The sequence below is a fragment of the Pseudoalteromonas sp. CO109Y genome (assembly GCF_004208935.1).
Classification (GTDB): Bacteria; Pseudomonadota; Gammaproteobacteria; order Enterobacterales; family Alteromonadaceae; genus Pseudoalteromonas; species Pseudoalteromonas shioyasakiensis.
Map to the genome: position 1 here is coordinate 101,084 of NZ_SGPD01000030.1, position 23,861 is coordinate 124,944.

At 41.6% G+C, this 23,861-nt stretch carries 19 protein-coding genes; 7 read left to right on the forward strand and 12 right to left on the reverse strand.

Annotated features, from left to right (window positions below; genetic code table 11):
* Positions 1-38 precede the first annotated feature (38 nt).
* Genes EXT43_RS12390 through EXT43_RS12405 form a run of 4 tightly spaced genes read right to left on the reverse strand, consistent with a single transcriptional unit; the run spans position 39 to position 4,554 of the window.
* Complete coding sequence (locus tag EXT43_RS12390) at positions 39-1,244, reverse strand: FtsX-like permease family protein (protein ID WP_130167091.1); 1,206 nt, start codon at positions 1,242-1,244, stop codon at positions 39-41.
* Between the two features lie 11 nt (positions 1,245-1,255).
* Positions 1,256-2,569 (reverse strand): ABC transporter permease, encoded by a 1,314-nt coding sequence (locus EXT43_RS12395; protein ID WP_130167092.1) that lies wholly within the window; start codon positions 2,567-2,569, stop codon positions 1,256-1,258.
* Between the two features lie 2 nt (positions 2,570-2,571).
* Positions 2,572-3,279, reverse strand: coding sequence for an ABC transporter ATP-binding protein (locus EXT43_RS12400; protein ID WP_054551528.1), 708 nt, complete (start codon positions 3,277-3,279; stop codon positions 2,572-2,574).
* A 21-nt stretch (positions 3,280-3,300) separates the two neighbouring features.
* Positions 3,301-4,554, reverse strand: a complete 1,254-nt coding sequence (locus EXT43_RS12405; RefSeq protein WP_130167093.1) for an efflux RND transporter periplasmic adaptor subunit — start codon at positions 4,552-4,554, stop codon at positions 3,301-3,303.
* Positions 4,555-5,250: 696 nt separating this feature from the next.
* Here EXT43_RS12405 and gltB point away from each other — a divergent pair.
* From gltB to EXT43_RS12425, 4 genes are all read left to right on the forward strand, one after another.
* Entirely contained in the window at positions 5,251-9,708 is a 4,458-nt protein-coding gene (gene gltB / locus EXT43_RS12410; protein WP_130167094.1) for a glutamate synthase large subunit, read from the forward strand.
* A gap of 9 nt (positions 9,709-9,717) precedes the next feature.
* Positions 9,718-11,133 (forward strand): FAD-dependent oxidoreductase, encoded by a 1,416-nt coding sequence (locus EXT43_RS12415; RefSeq protein ID WP_063529028.1) that lies wholly within the window; start codon positions 9,718-9,720, stop codon positions 11,131-11,133.
* Between the two features lie 261 nt (positions 11,134-11,394).
* Positions 11,395-11,607 (forward strand): hypothetical protein, encoded by a 213-nt coding sequence (locus EXT43_RS12420; protein WP_235575464.1) that lies wholly within the window; start codon positions 11,395-11,397, stop codon positions 11,605-11,607.
* A gap of 13 nt (positions 11,608-11,620) precedes the next feature.
* Positions 11,621-12,313: a response regulator gene (locus EXT43_RS12425; protein ID WP_130167095.1), complete on the forward strand. Its 693-nt coding sequence runs from the start codon at positions 11,621-11,623 to the stop codon at positions 12,311-12,313.
* A 22-nt stretch (positions 12,314-12,335) separates the two neighbouring features.
* Here EXT43_RS12425 and EXT43_RS12430 read toward each other — a convergent pair whose 3' ends face one another.
* The 6 genes from EXT43_RS12430 to nadK all read right to left on the reverse strand — a co-directional run bounded on the left by EXT43_RS12430 (position 12,336) and on the right by nadK (position 18,703).
* On the reverse strand, positions 12,336-12,797 hold the full coding sequence (locus tag EXT43_RS12430; RefSeq protein ID WP_130167096.1) for a hypothetical protein: 462 nt from the start codon (positions 12,795-12,797) through the stop codon (positions 12,336-12,338).
* Positions 12,798-12,863: 66 nt separating this feature from the next.
* On the reverse strand, positions 12,864-14,906 hold the full coding sequence (locus EXT43_RS12435; protein WP_130167097.1) for an ATP-binding protein: 2,043 nt from the start codon (positions 14,904-14,906) through the stop codon (positions 12,864-12,866).
* A gap of 66 nt (positions 14,907-14,972) precedes the next feature.
* Positions 14,973-15,371 carry a hypothetical protein gene (locus tag EXT43_RS12440; protein WP_130167098.1) on the reverse strand — a complete coding sequence of 133 codons (399 nt, stop codon included), beginning with the start codon at positions 15,369-15,371 and terminating at the stop codon, positions 14,973-14,975.
* Between the two features lie 47 nt (positions 15,372-15,418).
* A complete protein-coding gene (gene recN / locus EXT43_RS12445; RefSeq protein WP_130167099.1) occupies positions 15,419-17,092 on the reverse strand; it encodes a DNA repair protein RecN in 1,674 nt (557 codons plus the stop codon).
* A gap of 68 nt (positions 17,093-17,160) precedes the next feature.
* Positions 17,161-17,724 carry a hypothetical protein gene (locus tag EXT43_RS12450; RefSeq protein WP_063527477.1) on the reverse strand — a complete coding sequence of 188 codons (564 nt, stop codon included), beginning with the start codon at positions 17,722-17,724 and terminating at the stop codon, positions 17,161-17,163.
* A 94-nt stretch (positions 17,725-17,818) separates the two neighbouring features.
* Positions 17,819-18,703 (reverse strand): NAD(+) kinase, encoded by an 885-nt coding sequence (gene nadK, locus EXT43_RS12455; RefSeq protein WP_054561709.1) that lies wholly within the window; start codon positions 18,701-18,703, stop codon positions 17,819-17,821.
* A gap of 120 nt (positions 18,704-18,823) precedes the next feature.
* Between nadK and EXT43_RS12460 the strand changes: the two genes are divergently transcribed.
* Both EXT43_RS12460 and grpE read left to right on the forward strand, forming a co-directional pair.
* A complete protein-coding gene (locus tag EXT43_RS12460; protein ID WP_062564559.1) occupies positions 18,824-19,768 on the forward strand; it encodes an HrcA family transcriptional regulator in 945 nt (314 codons plus the stop codon).
* A gap of 58 nt (positions 19,769-19,826) precedes the next feature.
* Positions 19,827-20,435, forward strand: a complete 609-nt coding sequence (gene grpE / locus EXT43_RS12465) for a nucleotide exchange factor GrpE (protein ID WP_054551515.1) — start codon at positions 19,827-19,829, stop codon at positions 20,433-20,435.
* A gap of 68 nt (positions 20,436-20,503) precedes the next feature.
* Here grpE and EXT43_RS12470 read toward each other — a convergent pair whose 3' ends face one another.
* Complete coding sequence (locus tag EXT43_RS12470) at positions 20,504-21,694, reverse strand: Bcr/CflA family efflux MFS transporter (protein ID WP_055022171.1); 1,191 nt, start codon at positions 21,692-21,694, stop codon at positions 20,504-20,506.
* A 192-nt stretch (positions 21,695-21,886) separates the two neighbouring features.
* On the opposite strand from EXT43_RS12470, the gene EXT43_RS12475 reads away from it, so the two are divergent.
* On the forward strand, positions 21,887-22,684 hold the full coding sequence (locus tag EXT43_RS12475; RefSeq protein ID WP_054561706.1) for a M48 family metallopeptidase: 798 nt from the start codon (positions 21,887-21,889) through the stop codon (positions 22,682-22,684).
* A gap of 102 nt (positions 22,685-22,786) precedes the next feature.
* Here EXT43_RS12475 and EXT43_RS12480 read toward each other — a convergent pair whose 3' ends face one another.
* Positions 22,787-23,569, reverse strand: a complete 783-nt coding sequence (locus EXT43_RS12480; protein ID WP_058585218.1) for a nucleoside-binding protein — start codon at positions 23,567-23,569, stop codon at positions 22,787-22,789.
* Between the last annotated feature and the right edge of the window lie 292 nt (positions 23,570-23,861).

Below are 23,861 nucleotides of genomic sequence, written 5' to 3' on the forward strand. Positions count from 1 at the left end.
GCTACACTGTTAATCCAGTGTAGCATAGGTTGGGAGAACTAAATTGTTCGAGTTGCAATGCTCGGTGAGATATTCGCAGCCCGTTTTGCAGGGGCAAGTACCGCTAATAAACTCATAGTGAACACTGCAAGCGCAGTTGCAAGCACGTAGCTAATATCAAGCTGAGCAATTGAAAAGTGCTGCATGAGTAACTGACCTAAATACACGGCAGCAATCACACCAATCACTAAACCAACTATACATATCATGGCGTTTTCAACTAAGAAGTAACTGATGATGGCAGATTTTCTGGCGCCTAAAGCGCGGCGAGTACCTATTTGTTTAGTACGCTTGCTAATATTGAACAGCGTTAGGCCGAAAATACCCAGAGCTGTCACCAACACTAAAATAGTAATAAGTACAATCAGCATGCGCATCATTAATGTGTCTTCAGCCATGTATGACTCTTTATCGTCATCTAAGCCACGAATGCGAGAAATAACACGTTTGTTGTAGTTTTTCAGCATGGCTTCTTCAACACGGTTCATGACCGATTGACGTTGACCTGGCTCTGTTCTAACAACAAAGCGTGCATTTGTACCAGGCTTAATAAAAGGCAGCAGTGCTACGTTATCTGGGCGGCTGTCTTTAAGCCATGGGCCCTTCATTAGATCAATAACACCAATTATTTTCATTGGAATATCACCAAAATAGACAGTTTGGCCTAAACCATTGCCGTCAGGGAACAGCTCATCAAGTAGAGTTTTAGTGACAACGGTTACTTTTGAAAGCTCATCATAGTTATCGGTGACAATCACTTCATCTTCGGTGTAGTTACGCCCAGCAATGAGTTTTACACCATAGGTATTAATACCATGTTCATCGATAAACATGTATGAAGTACGGGCTGATTTACTCTCTTCAGGTGCTGGCTTTAAACTAAAATCTGACGAAGAGCCACTGCCCGAAAGCGGTGTGTTACTCGAATAAGCTGCATCGACTACCCCAGGTATTTGACGAAGCATGGCTTCATCAAGCTCATATTGCTGAGACGGTGACACATCTTTGCCAAACATCATGACATTAAAAACGAAAATGTCTTGTTCAGGGTAGCCTGTTTCTTGGCTTAAATAGCTAACTCTGTCTTGGATAATAAACGCTGCATTACTAACAATTGCAGTGGTGATGGCAATTTGGATCAGTAATAAAATGGCGCCAACTTTTGAGCGGCATAAGGCGTGAAAGATAGGTTTAATTTCTAACATGGGTGTCTTCCTTATTGGCTCTTAAGATAAATAGCAGGGTTGGTTTTACATACCAGCCAAGCAGGGTATAGACCCGCTATCACACAGGTGCTAATTGCAATCACAGGTGCGCTAAGTAGCATGGTTAAGTCCATAGTGGCTAAGCTTTGGTAGTAGCTATAGCTTTGACGTACGCCTAACAAACCTACTTGCGCCAAAATAATACCCAAGATGCCACCTAAGAAACCTAACATGGCAACCTCAACAATATGTTGAAAGAATATTTGGCGTTTACTAGCACCTAATGCTCGGCGCACACCAACCTCAGGAGCGCGGCGTAAAAACTTCGCTAGTAACAAACCTAAAATGTTGGCAAGGCATACCGCTAAAAACATAAAGCTAAGGCCAACCAGAATTTCGTTGTCTTCGCTAACGACATTGTTGTACTGCATCCACTCATTTACATCGCGTAAGGTAGCTGTTAATTTTTCGCGGTTAAAACGACCTAGCTTTTGTTGCTCTTGCATATAGGCCATTAAAAAGTCTTGGTAAGCTTGCTTTTCTGCAGGTGTTTTTAGTTCAACCCAAAATTGTAACCAAACCATTTCAGAATTGAGCTTGTCGTTAAAGGTATTGGTTTTTTCGTGCTTCCAACCATTGGTATTACCCCAGTTTTCAAGCTCTCGGGCTTTCATTAGGCTAAATGGTAAAAATAGTTGCTCGGTCTTATTAAATGCACCGTTGTTCAGATCATAATATTTGGTAGTGATATTCCAATCATCAATCACGCCAATAACTTCGTAGCTGGCATCATCAAGGTACACCATTTTGCCTACCGGGTTTTCACCAGCAAAGAGCTTATCGTTTAATTCTTTATTGATCACTACAACAGGTGCTGCGTCGGCTTCTTGTTGCGCGCTCCAAACCCCACCATAAATAAACGATAGGTTAAACATATCGAAAAAATCAGGAGTAGTTAGGCGTGCTTGACCAATAAATGGTTTTACTTTGTCTGAGTCTAAATAAACCGAAAAACCCGTTCTAACCATAGTGACACGTTTACCACCTGCTTTGGCTTGATTAAGGTTAACGGCATCTTGATAGGTTAATTGCAGTGGCATGTTATCGATTGTCCACCACGTACGGCCTTCATCCATGGTTTGTAACTGCACAGAGTAAAGATCGCTACTTTTTTCAGGTATAGGGTCTGCTGACATCATGTGATACACAGATAAACTGGTCATGGTTACGCCAATACCAATGGCAATAGCCAGCACCATTAAAAAGCTTACTAGTGGCGTGCGCTTAAAGCTGCGCCAGCTTAAATCTAAATAATGAAGGAACATGGTTACACTCCAGCCGCTTTAAGGTTTTGAGTGCCTTGATACAAGGTGAAGTCAGCTAGTTGGCCATCAACAACTTGGATATTACGAGGTGCTCTGCGGGCAAGCTCTGGATCATGGGTTACCATGATGATGGTTGCGCCATCACGGTTGATTTGTTCAAGTAGCTCCATCACTTGACGCGCCATTAGGCTATCTAAATTACCAGTTGGCTCATCGGCGAGTAAAAAGCGTGGTTCACCTGCAAGGGCTCTGGCAATAGCCACACGTTGTTGTTGACCACCAGAAAGTTGTTGCGGTAAGTGTTTAGCGCGTGACGCTAAACCAACTTGCTCTAGGCATTGCTCAATTCGGCGCTTACGCTCAGCGGCCTTAATGCCACGATAACGCAGTGGTACTTCAATATTTTCATAGAGGTTCAAATCTGGGATCAGGTTAAAACCTTGGAAAATAAAACCAATTTTTTGATTACGTAAGTCAGCACGCTGGTTGTCGTTTAGCTTACCCACATCAATACCGTCTAACATGTATTGGCCTTCGCTAAAGGGTTCTAACATACCGGCGATGTTTAAAAAAGTGGTTTTACCTGAGCCACTTGGGCCCGTTACGGCAATAAATTCACCTTCTTCAACTTGTAGATTAAAGTCGCGAAGGGCGTGCGTTTGTACCATATCTGTTTGATACACTTTGCTGATGTTGTTCATTGTAAGCATGTTGATTATTCCTTTTATTTGTTAGCGTAAAACCAGTGTGGGTGCTTTTTTAAAGCGATCGTAATTCGAGATAATTAACTTATCGCCAGGCTCTACGCCTTCGATAATCTCGACAGCATTGATACTGCTTGCACCGGTTTTTATATCGATTAAATAAGCCATGTCACCGTCAACTTTATAAGCATGGGTGCCACCTTGTTGTAAGAATGCGCCGCGTTTTACCTGCAATACATTGTCGCGATTCTCTAATAAAATACGTGCGGTTAAGCGTTGGTTTTGGCGAATGCCAGAAATCTCATTGTCAAAGCGTACGCGGGTAGTGACCTCGCGATTATTCACTTCAGGCGAAATAGCCGATAGCGTGCCTGTTACATGACGTGCGCCTAAAGTAAGTTCTACTTGCATACCAAGACCTAGCTCGTTGGCGTAGCTTTCTGGTACTTGCAGTTCTGCTTCAAAGTTACTTAAATCGACCAATGTCATTAACGGTTGGCTTTGTGTTACCGCCTCTTTTTGTTGCACTAATAAGTTACCCACAATGCCGCTTACACTGGCGGTAATGGTGAGTTCATTTACTTGCCTTAGTAAGTCATCAACAATCAATTGCTGACGCGCCAGATCGCGCTCTGCTGCTTTTAGCTCAAATGCGAGGGTATCTTTAGCTAAGCTGACCTCTTGCTCAGCATGCTTATAAGAAAGCTTGGCACGAGCTAAATCATCAACGGCTTTTTCTAAATCTATTTGGCTAATTAAATGTTTTTCGATTGAGATTTTAGCTCGGCGGTTTTCTCTATCTGCGGCATTGAGTTCAACTTGCGCTAAATCGAGCGCTTTAGTCAGGCTCAACTTTTGTCTACGCGCTTCAAGTTGCTTGCGCTGTAATTCGCCTTCTAATCGCGCTAATACTGATTGTTGCTGTTTTAGCTCGTTGGTTAGCTCAGGGCTGGTTACGGTTGCGATCACTTCATTTACTTCAACGCTATCACCGGCTTTTACTTTTAAATCGACAAAGCCGCGTTCAGGGCTGTAAACCTTTGGCGCATTAGCTGCAACGATTTTACCGCTCGCTGCCACATCTCTGGTGAGTGTCTTTTGGCTTACTTCACTAATTTGTAGGCTTGCTGCATCAACCGAAATGCTGCCATCGTTACTGGCAAACAATGCTTGAAAGCCGAGCGCACCAACAAGTATTACACCTGCAGCTATTATAAGTGGCTTTTTAATGGTGCTTTTCTTAGCCACGGTAATATCTTGGGCACTGGTATCTTTAATCATCATAACTCCTTACGATTCTCAAAACACACAATCATGAAGCCAACGGCAAGCATGGTAAGTGGAGAAGCCATAAACAAACTGATAGTGAACATTTTGAAATCCTCAATTTCGCTGATGTCTTATCTATACCAGTAGCGTGCCAGTTTTTAATTTGTTGATTTTTAATGGTTTTATGTTTTATTGGTGAGTTGAAGCCTGTCCGCGGACAGAAAAAGTGTCCGCAGCGGACACTTTTAGATTGCTGATTGTTGACGCAAGGGTAAAGAAACTCAGTCATTGCGACTAAGGTAGTCTGCTCAGATACATAGTTTGTAACTATGCTAAAGCCAAGAGTAAATAATGATGCAGTTAGGCTAGCCGAGACCCCGTAAAATACTGCATTGATATTCATAAGGTGAATAATTATTCAAAATAGGGCGCAGTTTACGTTAACGTAAAGAAGCGGGTTTTTAGATTGTTTTTTTACAAGTTGTTAAATTTGACACCAGTGTCATAAAAAAATAACGGGTAAAATGCGACTAAATGTAAAAAAATAGCATAGAATTTAAAAAGTGCCTTAAGTGAGAAATATTCATGAATATGAATATGTATTCAAAACTCTATTGACTCATGAGGTATTTGGCGATAGTTTTGTTCGTCTGCTAGCACTGTCACAAAAGACTGAACCGCTAGTCGTTGTAGCAAGGGGAGGGGTCTATGTTATACGACTCAAAATTAGAAAAAGATAATTGTGGCTTTGGCTTAATAGCCCAGGTCAATGGTCAGGCGAGTCACCGCTTGATTCGAACAGCAATCACTGGCTTAGATCGCATGGAACACCGTGGGGGTATTTCTGCTGATGGTAAAACAGGTGATGGCTGTGGTTTATTAATGCAAAAACCTGATAGTTTCTTTCGCGCTATTGCCAGCGAACATGATTGGCATCTAGGAAAGAACTACGCCGTTGGCATGGTATTTCTAAATGCTGATCCTGTACTTGCGCAAACAGCTAAAGATGTGTTGAGTGAAGAACTCGAAAAAGAAACCTTGAGCATTCAAGGCTGGCGCGTAGTACCGACTGATGCGTCATGTTTAGGGCCAATTGCAAAAAAACAACTACCAGGCTTTGAACAAATTTTTGTAAGCGCACCAGAAGGCTGGCGTCCAAAAGATTTAGAACGTCGCTTATATGTAGCGCGTCGTCGTGCTGAAAAGCGCCTCGAAAACGATGAACATTTTTATATTGCCAGCTTATCTGGTTTAGTTACTGTCTATAAAGGCCTAATGATGCCTGTAGACTTACCTAACTTTTATTTAGACCTAGCTGACATTCGCATGACCAGCGCGATTTGTGTATTTCACCAACGTTTCTCTACTAATACACAACCTCGTTGGCCACTGGCGCAACCATTCCGCTATTTAGCGCATAATGGTGAAATTAATACGATTCAAGGTAACCGCCAATGGGCGCGTGCCCGTGCTTATAAGTTTGCCTCACCACTTATTCCTGATTTGCAATCAGCAGCACCATTCGTTAATGAAAGCGGCTCAGACTCTTCTAGCTTAGATAATATGCTTGAATTGTTCTTAGCCGGTGGCATGGATTTATTCCGTGCAATGCGTATGCTTGTGCCGCCAGCATGGCAAAAAAACCGTGCTATGGATGATGACCTACGTGCATTCTACGACTTTAACTCAATGCATATGGAACCATGGGATGGCCCAGCTGGTATTGTAATGTCTGACGGTCGTTTTGCTGCTTGTAACCTTGACCGTAACGGTTTACGCCCTGCACGCTATGTAATCACGCAAGATGGTTTTATTACCCTTGCTTCAGAAGTCGGTATTTGGGATTACGCGCCAGACGAAGTGGTTGAGAAAGGCCGTGTTGGCCCTGGTGAGTTATTAGTAATTGATACGCATCAAGGTAAAATTTGGCATTCAGATGAGATTGACCAAGATCTTAAGTCACGCCATCCATACAAAGCATGGCTTGAAGCAAACGTTAAGCGTTTAACGCCATTTGAACAGTTATCTGAAAAAGATGCGGGTAACCGTTCTTTTGATGACGAAACACTGCTTAAGTATCAAAAAATGTTTGGCTACACCAACGAAGAGCTTGATAGCGTGATTCGTGTTATGGGTGAAAATGGTCAAGAAGCAACAGGTTCAATGGGTGATGACACGCCATTTGCGGTACTGTCAGAAGGTCATCGTTCACTGTTCGATTACTTCCGACAGAAATTTGCGCAAGTAACGAACCCACCAATTGACCCGCTTCGTGAAAATCACGTTATGTCACTGGCAACCTGTATTGGTAGTGAGCAAAACGTATTTAACGAAACAACCGGCCATGCTAAGCGTTTACAGTTTGATACGCCGATTTTGATGTACGCTGATATGCAACAGCTGATCAATGCTGACGATGAGCATTACAGCTACTGTAAAATCGATATCACTTACACACTAGAAGAAGGCTTAGAAAACGCAATCACACGTATTTGTGATGAAGCACAAGAAAAAGCAGCGTCAGGCTGTGTCATGCTTATTTTAAGTGACCGTAACTTTAGCGAAACGCATTTACCAATCCCAGCTGCGATGGCGGTTGGCTCAATTCAAAAGCGTTTAGTCGATAATAACTTACGTTGTGAATCTAATATCATCATCGAGTCAGGCAGTGTCCGTGATGCGCATCAATTTGCGGTATTACTTGGTTTTGGTGCAACGGCAATTTATCCGTACCTTGCCTATGAATCATTAGTTGCAATGAGCGACAAAAAGACCCTGAACAAGAGCTATTGCGAAGTAACGCTTGCTTATCGTAATGCAATTAATAAGGGTCTGTATAAAATCATGTCGAAAATGGGTATCAGTACTGTCGCTTCGTACCGCTGCTCAATGTTATTTGAGGCAGTTGGTTTATCAGATGCGGTTGTAGAAACTTGTTTTAACGGTGTAGCTAGTCGTATTAAAGGGGCGTGTTTCACTGATTTTGATGATGACCAACGTAAACTTCATAAGCTGGCTTTTAGTAAACGTAAGTTATTAAGCCATGGTGGCTTACTAAAATATGTTCACGGTGGTGAGTACCATGCTTATAACCCTGATGTTATTCAAACACTGCAAAAGGCAGTGCGCTCTGGGGATTATAAAGACTACTTGGCATATGCTGATTTAGTAAATAACCGCCCGATCACCAATCTACGTGACATGCTGGCGGTGAAAATTCCTGATACAGGTGTGAGTGTTGATGACGTAGAGCCAGCAACTGAGCTGTACAAACGTTTTGACTCAGCAGCAATGAGTATTGGTGCATTATCGCCAGAAGCACATGAGGCACTCGCGATTGCAATGAACCGCTTAGGTGGTTGTTCAAACTCTGGTGAAGGTGGTGAAGACAAGCTTCGCTACGGTACAGAGAAAAACTCACGCATTAAGCAAGTTGCTTCGGGCCGTTTTGGTGTTACACCACATTACTTACGTAGCGCTGATGTTATTCAGATTAAAGTGGCGCAAGGTGCAAAACCAGGTGAGGGTGGTCAATTACCGGGTGAAAAAGTAACGCCGTATATTGCAAAATTACGTTACTCAGTGCCAGGTGTGACCTTGATTTCGCCTCCGCCGCATCACGATATTTACTCAATTGAAGATTTAGCCCAGCTTATTTTCGATTTAAAACAAGTAAACCCAGATGCACTAATTTCGGTGAAGTTAGTTTCTGAGCCGGGTGTAGGTACTATCGCAACTGGCGTAGCTAAAGCCTATGCAGATTTAATTACCATTGCTGGTTATGACGGTGGCACAGGTGCAAGCCCGCTTACTTCTGTTAAGTATGCAGGTAGCCCTTGGGAGCTTGGTCTTGCTGAAACCCAGCAAGCGCTGGTAGAAAATGGTTTACGTCACCGTATTCGCCTACAAACAGATGGTGGTCTGAAAACGGGTTTAGATATCATTAAGGCGGCTATTTTAGGTGCTGAAAGCTTTGGCTTTGGTACTGGCCCTATGGTGGCACTAGGTTGTAAATACTTGCGTATTTGTCACTTAAATAACTGTGCGACCGGTGTTGCAACGCAAGACGATACGCTGCGCCAAAAGCATTATCATGGCCTGCCAGAAATGGCGATGAACTACTTCAAGTTTATAGCCGAAGAAGCACGCCAAATTATGGCAAGCTTAGGTGTAACTCGTTTAACTGATTTAATTGGTCGTTTGGACTTACTTGAAGCAATTGAAGGCAACACAGAGAAACAAAAGAAAGTAGATCTGTCGTCTGTGATTGCTGTGCCTAACAACCCTACGGGTGAAACCTTGTATTGTAGTGCGCCAAATAGCTCACACTACTTAGGTCAGCTAAATGAAACCTTGCTTGAAAAAGCCCAGCAAGCAATCGATGAAAAATCGGGTATCTCGCTGGTTAACCGTATTTGCAATACAGACCGCTCAGTGGGCGCTATGTTGTCTGGCTATATTGCCTCTAAACATGGTAACCAAGGTATGGCTGCTGATCCTGTCTCTATTGAGCTTCATGGTACAGCGGGTCAATCATTCGGTGTGTGGAATGCTGGTGGCCTTGAAATGACACTCGTTGGTGATGCTAATGACTATGTTGGTAAAGGCATGGCTGGCGGTAAGCTAGTAATTCGCCCACCGCTGGGTTCATCATTCGAAAGCCACAAAGCAACCATTGCCGGTAATACCTGTTTATATGGTGCAACGGGCGGTAAATTATTTGCTGCAGGCTGCGCTGGTGAGCGTTTTGCAGTGCGTAACTCAGGCGTGCAAGCGGTTGTAGAAGGTGTTGGTGACAACGGCTGTGAATACATGACAGGTGGTGTGGTTTGCGTACTTGGCAAAGTGGGTATCAACTTTGGTGCAGGTATGACAGGGGGTTTTGCTTATATTCTTGATGAAGGCAATGACTTTGAAAAACGCATTAACCCTGAGCTTGTTGAAATTGTTACCCTTGAAGGGTTGGCGTCACATCAAGAACATTTACGTGGACTCATTGCTGAGCATTTAGAGCTTACAGGCTCAAACCGCGCTGAGCAGATTTTAGCTAACTTCGATTTATACATGCCAATGTTTAAATTAGTTAAGCCAAAATCTAGTGATGTAAAAAGTTTACTCGGACACCGAGCGCGCAGCAGCGCAGAGCTTCGTGTTCAGGCTCAGTAAGGGGGTAGTATGAGCGAAAATGTATACCAGTTTATCGATGTACAACGTGTTGATCCGCGTAAAAAGCCAATTTCAGCACGTAAACAATCTTTCGTAGAAATCTACGAGCCATTTTCTGAGACACAAGTTAACTCACAGGCGGATCGCTGTTTAGATTGTGGTAATCCGTACTGTGAATGGAAATGCCCAGTACATAACTATATTCCACAATGGTTAAAGCTCATTCGTACTGGCCGTATTTTAGAAGCGGCAGAGCTGTCTCACCGTACAAATAGCTTACCAGAGGTGTGTGGACGAGTTTGTCCACAAGATCGCTTATGTGAAGGCTCTTGCACACTTGAAGAAGAGTTTGGTGCTGTCACTATCGGTAATATCGAAAAGTACATCACTGATACGGCATTTAAAATGGGCTGGAAACCAGATATGTCGTATGTGGTTTGGTCTGACAAAAAAGTGGCTATCATTGGTGCAGGCCCAGCTGGCTTAGGTTGTGCAGATATTTTAGTACGTAACGGTGTTAAGCCTGTGGTGTTTGACCGTCACCCAGAAATCGGTGGTCTTCTTACGTTTGGTATTCCTTCATTCAAACTTGAAAAAGAAGTAATGCAAAAGCGTCGTGAAATTTTCACTGAAATGGGTGTCGAGTTTCAGCTAAACACTGAAGTTGGCGTTGATATTACTCTTGATGAAATACTCGCTGAATATGATGCCGTATTCTTAGGTGTTGGTACCTATCAAAGTATGCGTGCAGGCCTTGAAAACGAAGATGCTGAAGGTGTGTTTGATGCACTGCCGTTCTTAATTGGTAACACAAACCGTGTTATGGGTTATGCAGAAGATAAGCAAGCTTATATCGATATGGCGAACGAAAAAGTCGTCGTGTTAGGCGGTGGTGATACAGCAATGGACTGTGTGAGAACCTCTATTCGACAAGGTGCTGCAAAAGTAACCTGTGCGTATCGTCGTGACGAAGAAAACATGCCTGGCTCAAAGCGCGAAGTTAAAAATGCCCGTGAAGAGGGCGTTGAATTTACCTTTAACGTTCAACCTAAAGGCATTGTGGTTGACGAGCAAGGTAAAGTTGCTGGCGTTAAGATGGTGAAAACGCAACTTGGTGAGCCGGACGAAAATGGTCGTCGTCGTGCTGAAGAAGTCGCTGGTTCTGAGCATGTTATTGAAGCAACCAAGGTGCTCATGGCGTTTGGTTTTAAACCTCATAAAATGGATTGGTTAGAACCGTACGGTGTTGAAATCAATCATTGGGGTGGTATCAATGCACCAGAAAAAGGTGAATTTACTCACCAAACAACTAACCCAAAAATCTTTGCTGGTGGCGATATTGTCCGCGGCTCAGATTTAGTGGTAACGGCTATTTTCGAAGGCCGAAATGCCGCTGAAGGGATTATGGATTACTTAGACGTTTAATTCTAAAGCGCCATTCAACATTTTTAAAAGCAAGCTACCGAGCTTGCTTTTTTATTGCCTATTTTTAGCTGTTTTGAGAATCAAACCAAGATTCAGAAAAATAATGAAAAAATAACGCTTATTACCTACAATCTACGAATGAATTTTACAGTTGAACAGAAAAAATTCATTATTTCGTACTAACTCCATATTTGCTCCATATTGTTGCGTTTTAATGGTTATCAGAGGCAGAAGCCCATCTGAATATTTGATGCTAACAACATGGATAAAAAGAAAATGTTTTGCGAACACACAAATAACGAGCAGTTAAGCTTTTTTCAGCCAAGTTCAAAATCTGAAAATGATTTACTCAATGAGGTCATGAATAGTGAAGACTTGCACGATATTCTGACTATGGTTTTACTAGATGAGACCTTATCAGACGCCCTTAAAGCGATGGTGAAGCAACAACTAAAAACAATAAAAAAAATATAAAACGGAAATAAAAATGCCGCAGATATTAGTCGTTGAAGACGACTTAGATATTGCAGAACAAGTGCTGTTGTTCTTCAATGCATCTGGCTTTACCACTCACCACATCACTGATGGCAGTGCTGTGGTGTTGTGGGTTAAAGAAAATAATCCTGATGCAATAATTCTAGATGTAATGTTGCCCAATTTAGATGGCGTGGAATGTATGAAGCAGATCCGCGCTTTTTCTATGGTGCCTATTATTATGGTAACCGCTAAAGTCGAAGAGGCTGATAGGTTGAAAGGGCTAGAACATGGCGCTGATGACTATGTCTGTAAACCTTTTAGCGGTGCAGAGCTGGTGATGCGTGTTAAAGCTATTTTAAGGCGCTGCGCGCCAGTATCTAGTCGCAATGAAACTGTTGAAACGCCAGCTACTATTTGTTTAAACGAAGATGCGCTTGAAGTTGAGATTAAAGGCGTGTCTTTGGGTTTAACTAAAGTGGAATTTGACGTATTTAAGCTTTTGTATAAAGCCCCTAAGCGCGTTTTTTCAAGACAGCAGATACTTGATCATATCCAACCCAATAACTTTGATATTACCGACCGCGTAATCGACAGTCATATCAAAAATATTCGAAAAAAACTAAAGAATTTACAGTTCTCTCCTAAGATAGTCGCTTCCGTTTACGGTGCAGGCTATCGCTATGATGAACGTCAAATCAATTGATTTGGCGTTCATCGCTTTCATATCAGTTACACAAAGTACGTTCACCTTTTCGAATAGAATGGCTGAACACATACACTGATAATTCTCTTGCTTGAATATCTTGCCAAATGCGTTTGCTAGGACTAGGGCACAACGCATATTGTAAATATTGGCTTAACGCCTCACCTTCAAGGGCTATCGCGGTAGGTGTTTGTACATAGACCTGAATCGCATTAGTTGAGTACTTTATTTGATTTAAGCGCCACTGGCCCATTAAGAATTGCTTTGCAAAGAACTGGGAGATACGTTGTTTAGCAGCTTCAGATAGTGGAGGGTACTCTATTGGCTTTTCGTAGCTTGCATAATAGAGTCCTGCACTTAACAGTATGCTGGCAAGGGCCGCGTAAATTGGCAGTGGCGACTTTTTGGTTTTTTTAACTTTGCTTTGGCGGTGTTTACGCTCAACAGATTTTGCCCATTGAGCGTGCTTTAATGACTCTGACATGGTTCCATTCCACAGTAGTTTATAGTGCTATTTAAGCAATAAATTGTGGTGGAAAAATGGAGAGGCTTATTTATTGCCTAAAGGCAGTAATATTCTGATACATAAGCCACCTGACTTACCTGGTAACGCGTTAATATTACCTGACATCAACTCGACAAAACTCTGACAAATTGATAACCCTAAACCAGACCCCCCCGATGCGCGGCTACGAGACTCTTCAACACGATATAAACGGTCAAAAAGTTTGCCTATATGAGCTTTACCGACACCCGGAGAAGTATCATCGACTTGAATAAACAGCTCTTGCTTGTTGGCCCGAACTTTAAGTCGGACATGGCCTGGGGTGTCTGTGTATAGACACGCATTAGTAAAAATATTGTTGAGGATTTGGTCGAGCTTTTGTTTATCTACCGTGATTTCAACATCATCAGCAATAACAATGTCAGCAAAAAATGTGAGCTGATGACTGCAAACATAACGGCGCATGTCTTGCTCGTATTCAGCAAATATTTGCGCGGCATTATATTGATGAAGGTTCAATGTCAGGGTTTTGTTTTCAGCTTGAGATAACTGATATACATCTGAAATTAAGTTATTAAGTTGCGCTATCTTGCCATTAATTTTGCTGTAGGCGAGATCGCGGTTCTCTTGAATATCGAGCTCAAGCGCTTCTATATGCAGTTTCAATACACTCAGTGGGGTGCGTAATTCATGAGAGATATCAGCAAGCATTTTGTCTTTTTCAATTAAGTTATATTGATAAAGCTTGGCTTTAAATAACGCTTTTCGATGCTTGAAGTAATAGAGTACTAACGCAAGGGTACTAAACAACAAAACAATACCAGCAGATAACAACCAAATTTGTTTTTCTAGTCGCTGGTTATTCATTTGTGCAGTTGCGAGTTTGTTTTTTTGAATTTCATCATCAATACGTTGCTGTTGCTCGATTGCTGTTAATTGCTTTTTATTCTTTTCGACGGCTTTATTTAAATGCTCTTCAAATAAAGACTCGGCCAGTTTATTTTCAAGCTTTAGCTGCTCAGCAGCTAGCTTGTAATCACCGATAAGTTCAGCATAAATTGCGGTATAGCCGTGCTGTTTTTGATTCAATAAGCGGTTATCAATATCAGTTAACAACTCTTTTGTTCGACTTAAATAGAGACCAATTAGCTCAGAGTTTTTAAGTGCTAAATGTAATTCAACTAAGTTAAAGTAAGAGTAAATTTTACTTAAAGCTGAGCCAGATTTAAGCGCTGCGTTGAGCCCAGACTCTGCACTACTCAATGCCATATGCTGGTTGCCTATTTTCAAATACAATTGCATCAACGTATGCTTCGCCGTCGCCATATTCTCATAGGCATTGATATCGGCTAAACGGGTATAGGCGTTATTTAATAAGGGGAGAGCCTGCTCTAAATCACCTCGTTTATACATCAGCTTGGCCAGCTGTAAGCTGGTATCTGCAATATTCATTTGGTTTTTGGTTTTAATATCAAACTCGAGTGCTTTTTTATAGAAGTACTCAGATTGCGAGAGGTCATCAAGCCTGTGAGCAAGGTTTGCTAAGTTATAAAAATTAGTGGCAACTAGTTCATAATTATCGCTGTTTTCTAATAACGCTTGTGCTTTTACTTGATGATGCATTGATTGTTCAAGATCATTAAGCGTGTCGTATAGTGAACCTAAATTGCTATGGCTTTGTGCTTGTAGGTTTTTGTCTTCAAGCTCATTTGCAAGTGCTAAGGCTGCCATATAATGATTTTTTGCTTCTATTGTTTTTACTTGGCGACGGTAGTTGATCCCTAGCTCTTTTTGAATGTGGTATTGGTCTTTTTTACTCAAACTAGCAAGCTTTTGTAATGGCGATAGCAGTTCTATCGCCTCGTTATAATGACCTTGTTTACGTAAAAGAGGCGCTTGTGCCATAGCAATTTCGGGGGGCGATGTAGCGGTGTTATTATCTTTGTATTGCTCAAGAATAGTGAGTGCTTCACTGAGCTTGCCTTGGTTCTCAAGGTCAGTGACTTGATTTAATAGAGAGCTGGGCAGTGAGGTTGCTACACATGAAAAAGACAGTAAACACGTAGCGATAAGTAAAGAGTATTTCATTTGTGGTTAGAATAAGCTTAATGTGTTCTTATACTAACCAGCAAATGTGTGCAAATTATGGAGCGGCTACCAACAGCCTGTCAGAGAGCTTTTAACTCTATTAGTGTGTTGTTTAAGCAATAAATAACTTATACCAACAAGTAATGTATGGCCGATTGCTAATACAATTAACCATGACGAAAAGTCGCGTGTTAATTGATTAACAGCTAGCATGCTAAATAACATTAATACTAAAGATGAATTTAACACAGTTTGTAGTAACTGCTTAAAGCGTAAATGCTTCCAACGACTCCAAATAACCAACAAAAATGCGGTAGTCGGGAGGGCAATTAAAATACATTCAAATAAAATAACGATTAATTGCGCACCTTGATAAGCTGAATCAGCTGTTGAACCCTGTGAGTGGCTTGAACTCAGTGCAATCAAGCCAAGCACTAAAGCGGTACCCATATTTTTAATATTCATTTCTAAACTCTAACCAACTTAAACTCTCAACAGTATTAACTATTAACTTATGCATGTGCGCTAATAAGCTCTTTGGCATTCGCTCTTGCCATTTTACTGATGTTGTCGCCAGCGAGTAGTCGGGCAATTTCATCGATACGGCCATCTTTTGAAAGTTTATTCATTTGCGTAAAGGTTTCGCCGTTTGCAATTTCTTTGGCTACAAAAAATTGCTGATGCCCAGAACTTGCAACTTGTGGCAAGTGAGTTACACAAATAACTTGGGTCGATTTACCTAGCTGGCGTAATAGCTTACCGACTGCAGAGGCGGTAGGGCCTGAAATACCCACATCAACTTCATCGAAAATGAGGGTCGGCGTTGTAACACGCTGAGCAATAATGACCTGAATAGCTAAACTAATGCGAGATAATTCACCACCAGAGGCCACTTTAGACAGTGCTTGTAGCGGTTGACCCGGGTTGGTCGATACCAAGAACGACACAGTATCAAAACCCATTGCACTTGGTGCTTTATCGCTAGCTTGTTGAATATCAATAGCAAACTTGCCGTTTTCCATCGATAAATTCGCCATGCTATCACTAATTAACTGATTAAGCGTATCTGCATAACTATGGCGGCTTTCACTTAATAGTTGAGCTGCTTGTTTGTACTGCTCAAGGGCATCGCTGATTTCGCTTTCAAGTGCCACAAGGCGGTCACTGTTATAACTAATTGATGCTAATTCTTCAGAGATTGACTGGTGAAACTCAACAAGCTCTTCTGGCTTTATGTGATGTTTACGAGCAAGATCCATAGCACCTGTTAAACGAGTTTCAACTTCGTCTAAGCGTGCTGGGTCTAAGTCGGTAACATCAACATAGCTGCGTATCTCGCGGCTTGCTTCTTCAACTTGAACGGCAGCTTCACTCAGTAGTGATGCTATGCTAGATAAGCTCTCATCGTAGCTTGCTAGTTCTGCAAATTGTTGAGCACTATGTTGCAATAATGAACACGCACTTTGCTCATCACTTTCGTATAAGTGTTGTAGCTCACGTTGGCATGACTCTAAAATAGTCTGGCTATGGCTTAATTTATGATGCTCAGCTTCAATCTCTTCAAATTCACCCGGTTGCAGAGCAAATTCATCAAGTTCGGCTACTTGATACTCAAGTAATTGCTTTTGAGCTGCCTGTTGCTGCTGTTGTTGTTCAAGCTGGTTAAATTCTTTGAGTAAGGCTTGGTAGGCTTTAAAGCGTTCTTTAACATCAGCTAATAACTGATTGTGGCCGGCATAGGCATCAAGCAGATGTAGCTGGTGTTCAGCTTTTAATAAATGTTGATGGGCATGTTGCCCGTGAATAGAAATTAAGTACTGACCTAACTCTTTTAACTGTGCAGCGGTAACTGAGCTGCCATTAATATAGCTTTTGCTACGGCCATTTTTGCAAATAACACGGCGTAGTAAACATTCGCCTTCGTTGTTTGAGAGTAAATGTTGCTCTAAAAAGTGTTGGGCAAGACGGAGTTGGCTAATATCAAATTGTGCGCATATTTCTGCACGATCAGTACCAGGGCGAACGGCACCAGCATCAGCGCGTTCACCTAAACATAAAGAGAGGGCATCAATTGCAATTGATTTACCCGCACCTGTTTCACCTGTAATGGCTGTCATACCATTGTGCCACTCAGTACTTAAATTACTTACAATGGCAAAGTTTTTAATTTCTAACCCGATTAACATACTGTTTATCCATCCAGCTAATTAACTGTTAATTTATACAGTGTTTTCGGGTTTTGCAAATTAAATTTTTAAGCTTTGCTTAATTCTGACAATTGATTTTCTGGTGCGGAATCATCTGACGCTTGTGTGCTCTGGGCTGGCGGCTGATCGTCTTGTAAATCGGCTGGAGGCTGATATTTAATTACTTCAATGAGTGATGGAAGGGACTCTTGGTAAAACGCTTTGTTATATTCAATACCATTATAAGGTAATTCAGCCATGAAATACTGTAATCTGTCTGCAAGCTGATCAATCTGTTCTGGGCTTTGTGCTTTACTGGCTTCCATAATGATTGTGTTAAGCAGTAAATCACTAATGTATTCAAGATATGTGAGGTTTTCTTCGTTATGGGCTTGCACAACAAAGTAATTGCTAGTGATCATGCTCAAACGCGAGATGTTCTTCGGACGAATGATTTTACTCTCGCTGAAATCAATTAACTTATCTTTAAAATCATTATTGATTTCTTTTACTCGTTGATTAAAACGTTTTTTTTCAGCTTCAATAGCCTTGCGACGGTTGCTCTCAACCATCCAGTAACAACCTAGCAAGGTGATCAGTAATAACAGAGCAAGAAAAACGATATAGCTCATTTCGCCTTAGAATCCTTAAAATAATACAGCATTAAGTTTGATTATTTTGCGCTATTCAATGTGCCTTGGCAATCAATTGAGATAAAAAAGCCGCTTAAAATAAGCGGCTTCCCCAGTTTAATTTTTTTCTTAATACATTGTAGTAAGAGTATTCTTTAGGGTGGATCAAGCGCAGACGCTTATCTGCTTTTTTTATCACCACTTCATCGCCAGGTAATACAGCTAAAACCACATGGCTGTCACAACTGACTTGCAGGCTATCAGTATTTTCAAGACTGAGCTTTAAACGCACTTCGTTATCAGCATCAACCACAAGAGGGCGGCTTGATAATGTGTGCGGGAACATAGGCACAAGTGAAATCGCATTAAGCTCTGGTGTCAAAATCGGCCCGCCACCAGATAATGAATAAGCAGTTGAGCCTGTAGGTGTTGAAACAATTAAACCGTCCGAGCGTTGCGAGAATACAAAATCGTTGTTAATAAAGGCCTCAAACTCAATCATATGAGCAACTTTATCGGCATGAAGTACTGCTTCATTCACTGCCAAGTTTGCACTTTTGAGTTCGGCATGGCGATATACTTCAACTTCAAGCAAGAAGCGTTTTTCTTCGAGGAACTGGCCACTTAATACTTGTTCAAGGCTGGCTTCGAAACCTTCTGGGTTTAAATCAGTTAAAAAGCCTAAATTACCACGGTTTACACCAATTACGGCAACATCAAAACGCGCTAAAACTCGAGCTGCGCCAAGCATATTGCCATCACCGCCGACGACTATGGCTAAGTCTGCACGTTCACCTAAATCAACCAATTTAACAAGGTTCTCTCGGGGAAGATCTTCAAGTTGGCGGCCAGTGCGCTGCTCTACTAGCACTTCAAAACCCAAGGCTCGCAAAAATGTGTGCAGGCGAGCAAGTGTGGCAGCTGCCCCGCTGTGATTAGGTTTGCCAATTAAACCTATGGTTTTAAACGGTGAATCCATGTTATTTGCACTTAAACTTTCATATCGCTAGATTACATTAAAAACTAATGCTTTGAAAATAACTTGAAATAAACTTGCTGCGCCCAAATATCCACTGGCAAGTACCAAGATGTATAAATTATGAAATTAAATCCGCGTGACCAACAAATTTTTTCAGCTGTAATGAGCCTTTACTGTAACGGTGAAGGTCAGCCTGTTGCCTCTACCCGTATTGCCAAGCAAAAAGGTATGGCGGTATGTTCAGCTACTGTGCGCAATGCAATGGCACGGCTTGAAAAAGAAGGCTTACTCTATTCGCCACACACTTCTGCTGGCCGCGTACCTACCAATGCCGGGTTTGATTATTGGCTTACTGAGTTTTTTGCTCTGCCTGAAATTGCAACATATTGGCAGCCCGAGCAAGCACAATTAGTTGAGCTCGCCCATGGTTTGAGTCAGCGTTATAAGGTGTGTTGTTGTGTGGGCTTACCTCAAGTCAGTTCACAGCTGGTCTTTCGAGTAGAGGTGCTTGATTTTGATGGTAGCAATTGGCTTATTCTACTCATCGATAGAGCAGGGCAAAGCCATAACATTTGCATTACCAAACCTGAAGACTCATCTGATGCCGTTCGTTACCAGTTTGCGACTTGGCTTAATACCGTATTCAGCCAGCAAACCTTAATGGAGGGCTTATATCGAATGCAGGCAATGGCAGCCACTGCACCACATAATTGCCACGACTCTTTAACACAATGGACTCGTCAATTAAGTCAAAAACTCGGTTCAGACAACAGTATTGTGGTAGGTGAAAACTACCTTTACCGCCAAGTTGATTGCCAAACCAGTTTAAACATTGGTGTATCGTTTTTAAATTTTGTTGAAGATAAACTCGCATTTAAAAATGGGTTATCGGTGTTAAACACAGAACAATTGCCATTTACAGACTGTAATGAGTTGATGGTGATCAGCGTTCCTTATTTTAATAACCATGAATACCAGAGCCGATTTTGTGTAATTTGTCCAAAATCAGCGCAAATAGAAGCAATCATCCAAGAATTTAAGTTAATCGGCTCATCAGCCTCTTGAATCTTTTAATTCAATCCCCATAATTACCGCAGTTGTAAAGAATTGGAGCATGTAAGCTATGTCTGAGCAGACAAAATCACCAGAGCAAGAAGTTGAACTAAACGAAGAATTTGAACAAATGCAAGCTGAAGTAGAAGCTGCAGAAAAAGCGGCTGAACAAGTTGACGGCGAAGAAATGAGCCCTGAAGCTGAAATTGCACTACTACACAGCGAATTAGAAGCGGCTAAACAAACGATCAACGATCAAAAAGACAGTGTTGTTCGTGCTGCTGCAGATGTTGAGAACATGCGTCGTCGTGCCGCTCAAGATGTAGAAAAAGCACATAAATTTGCACTTGAGAAGTTTGCTAACGAATTACTACCTGTTATCGATAACCTAGAGCGTGCGATAGAGTTTTCTGATAAAGAAAATGAGCAGCTTAAGCCTGTGCTTGAAGGTATCGAAATGACTGTTAAAAGCTTTAATGATGCGGTATCAAAATTCGGTGTTGAAATTGTTAACCCACAGGGTGAACAATTTAACCCTGAATTCCATCAAGCAATGTCAATTCAGCCAAGCAATGATGTAGCGCCAAATACTGTTCTTGCAGTAATGCAAAAAGGTTATACATTAAATGGCCGTTTATTACGCCCTGCAATGGTTATGGTATCGAAAGAAGCTGAATAAGCTTTAAAGAGATATAAAAAATGCCTGTTAATTACAGGCATTTTTTTTATTACAATTGTGTTCAATATTTAAGTCGATTGGTATCGTTTTCGATGCCAAAGCTGTACAAGTAAGATCAGTATCAGTGCGCTGAACATCATCGCAGAAAATGGAATCGCACTTTGTGGGTGAACAAAAGCAAGGATAGGCCCAACTAAAGCGCCACTGCCGAATCTCAGGGTACCAATAACAGCTGTTGCAGTGCCTGACTTTTCCTCAAATTGCATCAGTATTAATGAGTCAGCATTACTCGCGACAATACCCAAGCTCATCATCAATGGTGCGATGGTGGCAACGATAAAATACAGCGATAAATGCATCACACTGAATAACAACAATGCCCCACCAGACACAAAGCCAATACCTAGCCCAATAAATAACAGTTTACGAGAACCTAAGCGCGGCACTAAACGTGTATTCATAAAGTTACCGAACATTAAAGCCAGCACGTTAAAGGCGAATAACACACCGAACAATTGCTCATCTACTTTGAAGAAATCGAGATATACATAAGGTACCGATGTTAAAAAGCAAAAGAATGCAAATGAGGCAAACATTGAGCTGGCAATATCGGCAAGGGCACTACGACGAGAAAATACCGTTTTATAACTATTAAAGAACAGTGCCAAACCACGTTGCTGACTCTTAAAGATTGGAATATCGATTAAATGAATTTGCACCAAAGCTAAAATGGCAAAGCTATAAGCAGCTAATGCAATGAAAATAACCTGCCATGTTGAAATTCCCATGATTAATGAGCCTAGAGTAGGGGCAATTAACGGGGCAACCATCATAATCATCGAGACATAAGACATGCCTTTGGCAGTGTTCTCTCGGTAAATGTGGCGAATAATACCTGGCACTACGACTGTCGCAGCGGCACCTGTGAATGCTTGCACGGCTCTTAAAGACCAAAATAATTCGATGTTGGTACAAAATGCCAGTGCTAATGAGCTGATGCCAAATAGCGCTAAACCCACCTTAGCGAGTAATCGCCTACCAAGTTCATCGGCTATCGGACCAAAAAACAACATACCCAAGGCATAACCCGCTAAATAAATACTGAGCGAGATTTGCACATTTGGCATGGTAGTTTGCAAGTCGTTGGCAATCACCAACATTGCCGGTAAATATAAATCAATTGCTAAAGGCGTAATCGCGACAATACTTGCCAGTAAAGGTAATAAAATGCGTTTATTTAAAGTCTCAGGGGAAGGCATTGTTTACTCATTCATCAAACATTAGGTCACTATTGTAGCAGTGTGAATCACTGTGGTGAACTTAGTTTGCCTGCTAAGTAAAAGAATTAACTAAATGATAACAACTGAGTGGGTGATTGTTCATTTTCATATAAAATTAAGCAATGCTTTGCTATATTAGCCACAATTACACTAAGTATTTGAAGGACTAGTATGAAAAAGTTAATCATGGCAGTGTTAGCCACCGCTGTTTTAGCTGGCTGTAAAACCTCTCCAACAGGGCGTACACAAATCGCGCTTTATTCAGACCAACAAATGAGCCAAATGGGTCAAGCAAGCTTTGCTGAAATGAAAAAAACACAGCCTGTTAATACCGATCCTGGCGTCAATGCTTATGTGAAGTGTATCGCTGATGATGTTATTGCCGTTTTACCTAACGAGTATGCAAAGCAATCGTGGGAAGTAGTAGTGTTTGAAGAAGATTCAGCAAACGCATTTGCATTACCGGGGGGTTATATTGGCGTTCATACAGGTTTATTAAAAGTTGCTGTAAATCAAGACCAACTGGCAACGGTACTAGGTCACGAGGTTGCACACGTTATTGCTGAGCATTCTAATGAACGTGTATCACAAAATGCATTGTTACAAACAGGTCTGCAAGTTGGTGGTGCAGCACTTGATATGGGGAATGTGCAATATCGCGGCGAAATAATGCAAGCCTTAGGCTTAGGCGCACAGTATGGTGTTGTTTTGCCATTTAGCCGCTCACATGAATCAGAAGCAGATATTGTTGGCTTAGATTTAATGGCAAAAGCAGGGTTTAACCCAGAGCAATCAGTGTCGCTTTGGCAAAATATGAGTGCAGCTGGTAGTAGCGGTACCCCAGAGTTCATGTCGACTCACCCTGCACCGGGTAACCGCATTAAAGAGCTACAAAAGCATATGTCGGATGCATTAAAAGCCCAACAAGCCGCGAAAGCAAAAGGCAAAACCCCACAGTGTAAACTGTAAAGAGTATCTATAGAAATTAAAAAAGCCTGTACTCAGTGATGACTACAGGCTTTAATTTTTCAGGTTTCAGCTTTCAGCTTTCAGCTTTCAGCTTTCAGCTTATTAGAACGTCCACTCAACGTGAAGTTGTGGTACTGACTCTGTTGTGTCTGTACCTAGCTTGTTGTGCCAGTATTGCCACTCAAGGCCTAGCAGCAAGGTGTTTTCTTTCATGCTCATTGCGTGACCTAAATCCCACGTAATGATTGGCTGCGCTAAAATCCACGCTTTAACATCTTCGCCAAATTCATTTTCACGCTCTGCAATGTATTCAACATGGCCTGTTACGTTGAACTTTTGTGAGCCAATAGTAAATGGGTAGCCCCAAGCAACATCAATCATCCAGCTGTTTGTTTCAGTTGGTGCACCACCGCGTGCTACGCCTTCACTGTCATCGATGTAAGCGGTAAATAAAGTAGATAAAAAGCTAAAGCCCGGTGCTTGCCAGCTAAGCTTTACACCAGGTAAATACTTAAGAACTTTCGAGTCACCTGCGGCATTAAAACCTGCCGTTAAACCCACATCAGCAATTGCGCCGTATGAGAAATCACTGCCAGAGATTTTTGATAAGCTAAATGTTGAATACCACTCACCGTAAAAGTCTTTGTCTTGATAGCCATCTTGACGGTCGTCGTCGCTGTAATCAATAAAAAAGAAGTTGTCGCCATAGTCATAACCAGATGCATGCTGTAGTGATACAACCGTGGTATTTGACTTAGTTAATGAAAACGGGTTTTTGTGTTCACCGTTATTAACGTGTAATTGCGTAGAGCTCCAATTAGCGGCATAGCTCGAAGTACTTACTGCACAAAGCGCAGCAACAGAAAGGATCTTTTTCAAGTTCATATCTCAATATTGATGGTGTAAAGGGTTATATACCCAAGCCACCTCAAGATGCAGAATTCAGCGTTTCACAGGTGCTTAATATCAAGGCGTTACTTTGCAAGAATGGCAGTCCCTTTTAAGAAGTAACAACAATGAGAGTAAGTGCCTGTGAAGCGCCCAAAGGGTTGGTTTAAAAGCGATTTATACTGTGTTATTGATTTTAACAATAGAACCACTATTACTTGTAATCAATGCCTTGCCTAAATCGCTTTTAATTCCAACTGAAACTCGCACTTTGAGGTGGTTTGAGTAT

Coding starts and splice junctions, on each gene's coding strand:
- EXT43_RS12400 (WP_054551528.1), bottom strand. CDS start 3,279: ATGCTTACAATGAACAACATCAGCAAAGTGTATCAAACAGATATGGTA.
- EXT43_RS12420 (WP_235575464.1), top strand. CDS start 11,395: ATGGATAAAAAGAAAATGTTTTGCGAACACACAAATAACGAGCAGTTA.
- recN (WP_130167099.1), bottom strand. CDS start 17,092: ATGTTAATCGGGTTAGAAATTAAAAACTTTGCCATTGTAAGTAATTTA.
- EXT43_RS12480 (WP_058585218.1), bottom strand. CDS start 23,569: ATGAACTTGAAAAAGATCCTTTCTGTTGCTGCGCTTTGTGCAGTAAGT.
- EXT43_RS12425 (WP_130167095.1), top strand. CDS start 11,621: ATGCCGCAGATATTAGTCGTTGAAGACGACTTAGATATTGCAGAACAA.
- gltB (WP_130167094.1), top strand. CDS start 5,251: ATGTTATACGACTCAAAATTAGAAAAAGATAATTGTGGCTTTGGCTTA.
- EXT43_RS12475 (WP_054561706.1), top strand. CDS start 21,887: ATGAAAAAGTTAATCATGGCAGTGTTAGCCACCGCTGTTTTAGCTGGC.
- EXT43_RS12450 (WP_063527477.1), bottom strand. CDS start 17,724: ATGAGCTATATCGTTTTTCTTGCTCTGTTATTACTGATCACCTTGCTA.
- nadK (WP_054561709.1), bottom strand. CDS start 18,703: ATGGATTCACCGTTTAAAACCATAGGTTTAATTGGCAAACCTAATCAC.
- EXT43_RS12415 (WP_063529028.1), top strand. CDS start 9,718: ATGAGCGAAAATGTATACCAGTTTATCGATGTACAACGTGTTGATCCG.
- grpE (WP_054551515.1), top strand. CDS start 19,827: ATGTCTGAGCAGACAAAATCACCAGAGCAAGAAGTTGAACTAAACGAA.
- EXT43_RS12405 (WP_130167093.1), bottom strand. CDS start 4,554: ATGATTAAAGATACCAGTGCCCAAGATATTACCGTGGCTAAGAAAAGC.
- EXT43_RS12460 (WP_062564559.1), top strand. CDS start 18,824: ATGAAATTAAATCCGCGTGACCAACAAATTTTTTCAGCTGTAATGAGC.
- EXT43_RS12440 (WP_130167098.1), bottom strand. CDS start 15,371: ATGAATATTAAAAATATGGGTACCGCTTTAGTGCTTGGCTTGATTGCA.
- EXT43_RS12435 (WP_130167097.1), bottom strand. CDS start 14,906: ATGAAATACTCTTTACTTATCGCTACGTGTTTACTGTCTTTTTCATGT.
- EXT43_RS12430 (WP_130167096.1), bottom strand. CDS start 12,797: ATGTCAGAGTCATTAAAGCACGCTCAATGGGCAAAATCTGTTGAGCGT.
- EXT43_RS12395 (WP_130167092.1), bottom strand. CDS start 2,569: ATGTTCCTTCATTATTTAGATTTAAGCTGGCGCAGCTTTAAGCGCACG.
- EXT43_RS12390 (WP_130167091.1), bottom strand. CDS start 1,244: ATGTTAGAAATTAAACCTATCTTTCACGCCTTATGCCGCTCAAAAGTT.
- EXT43_RS12470 (WP_055022171.1), bottom strand. CDS start 21,694: ATGCCTTCCCCTGAGACTTTAAATAAACGCATTTTATTACCTTTACTG.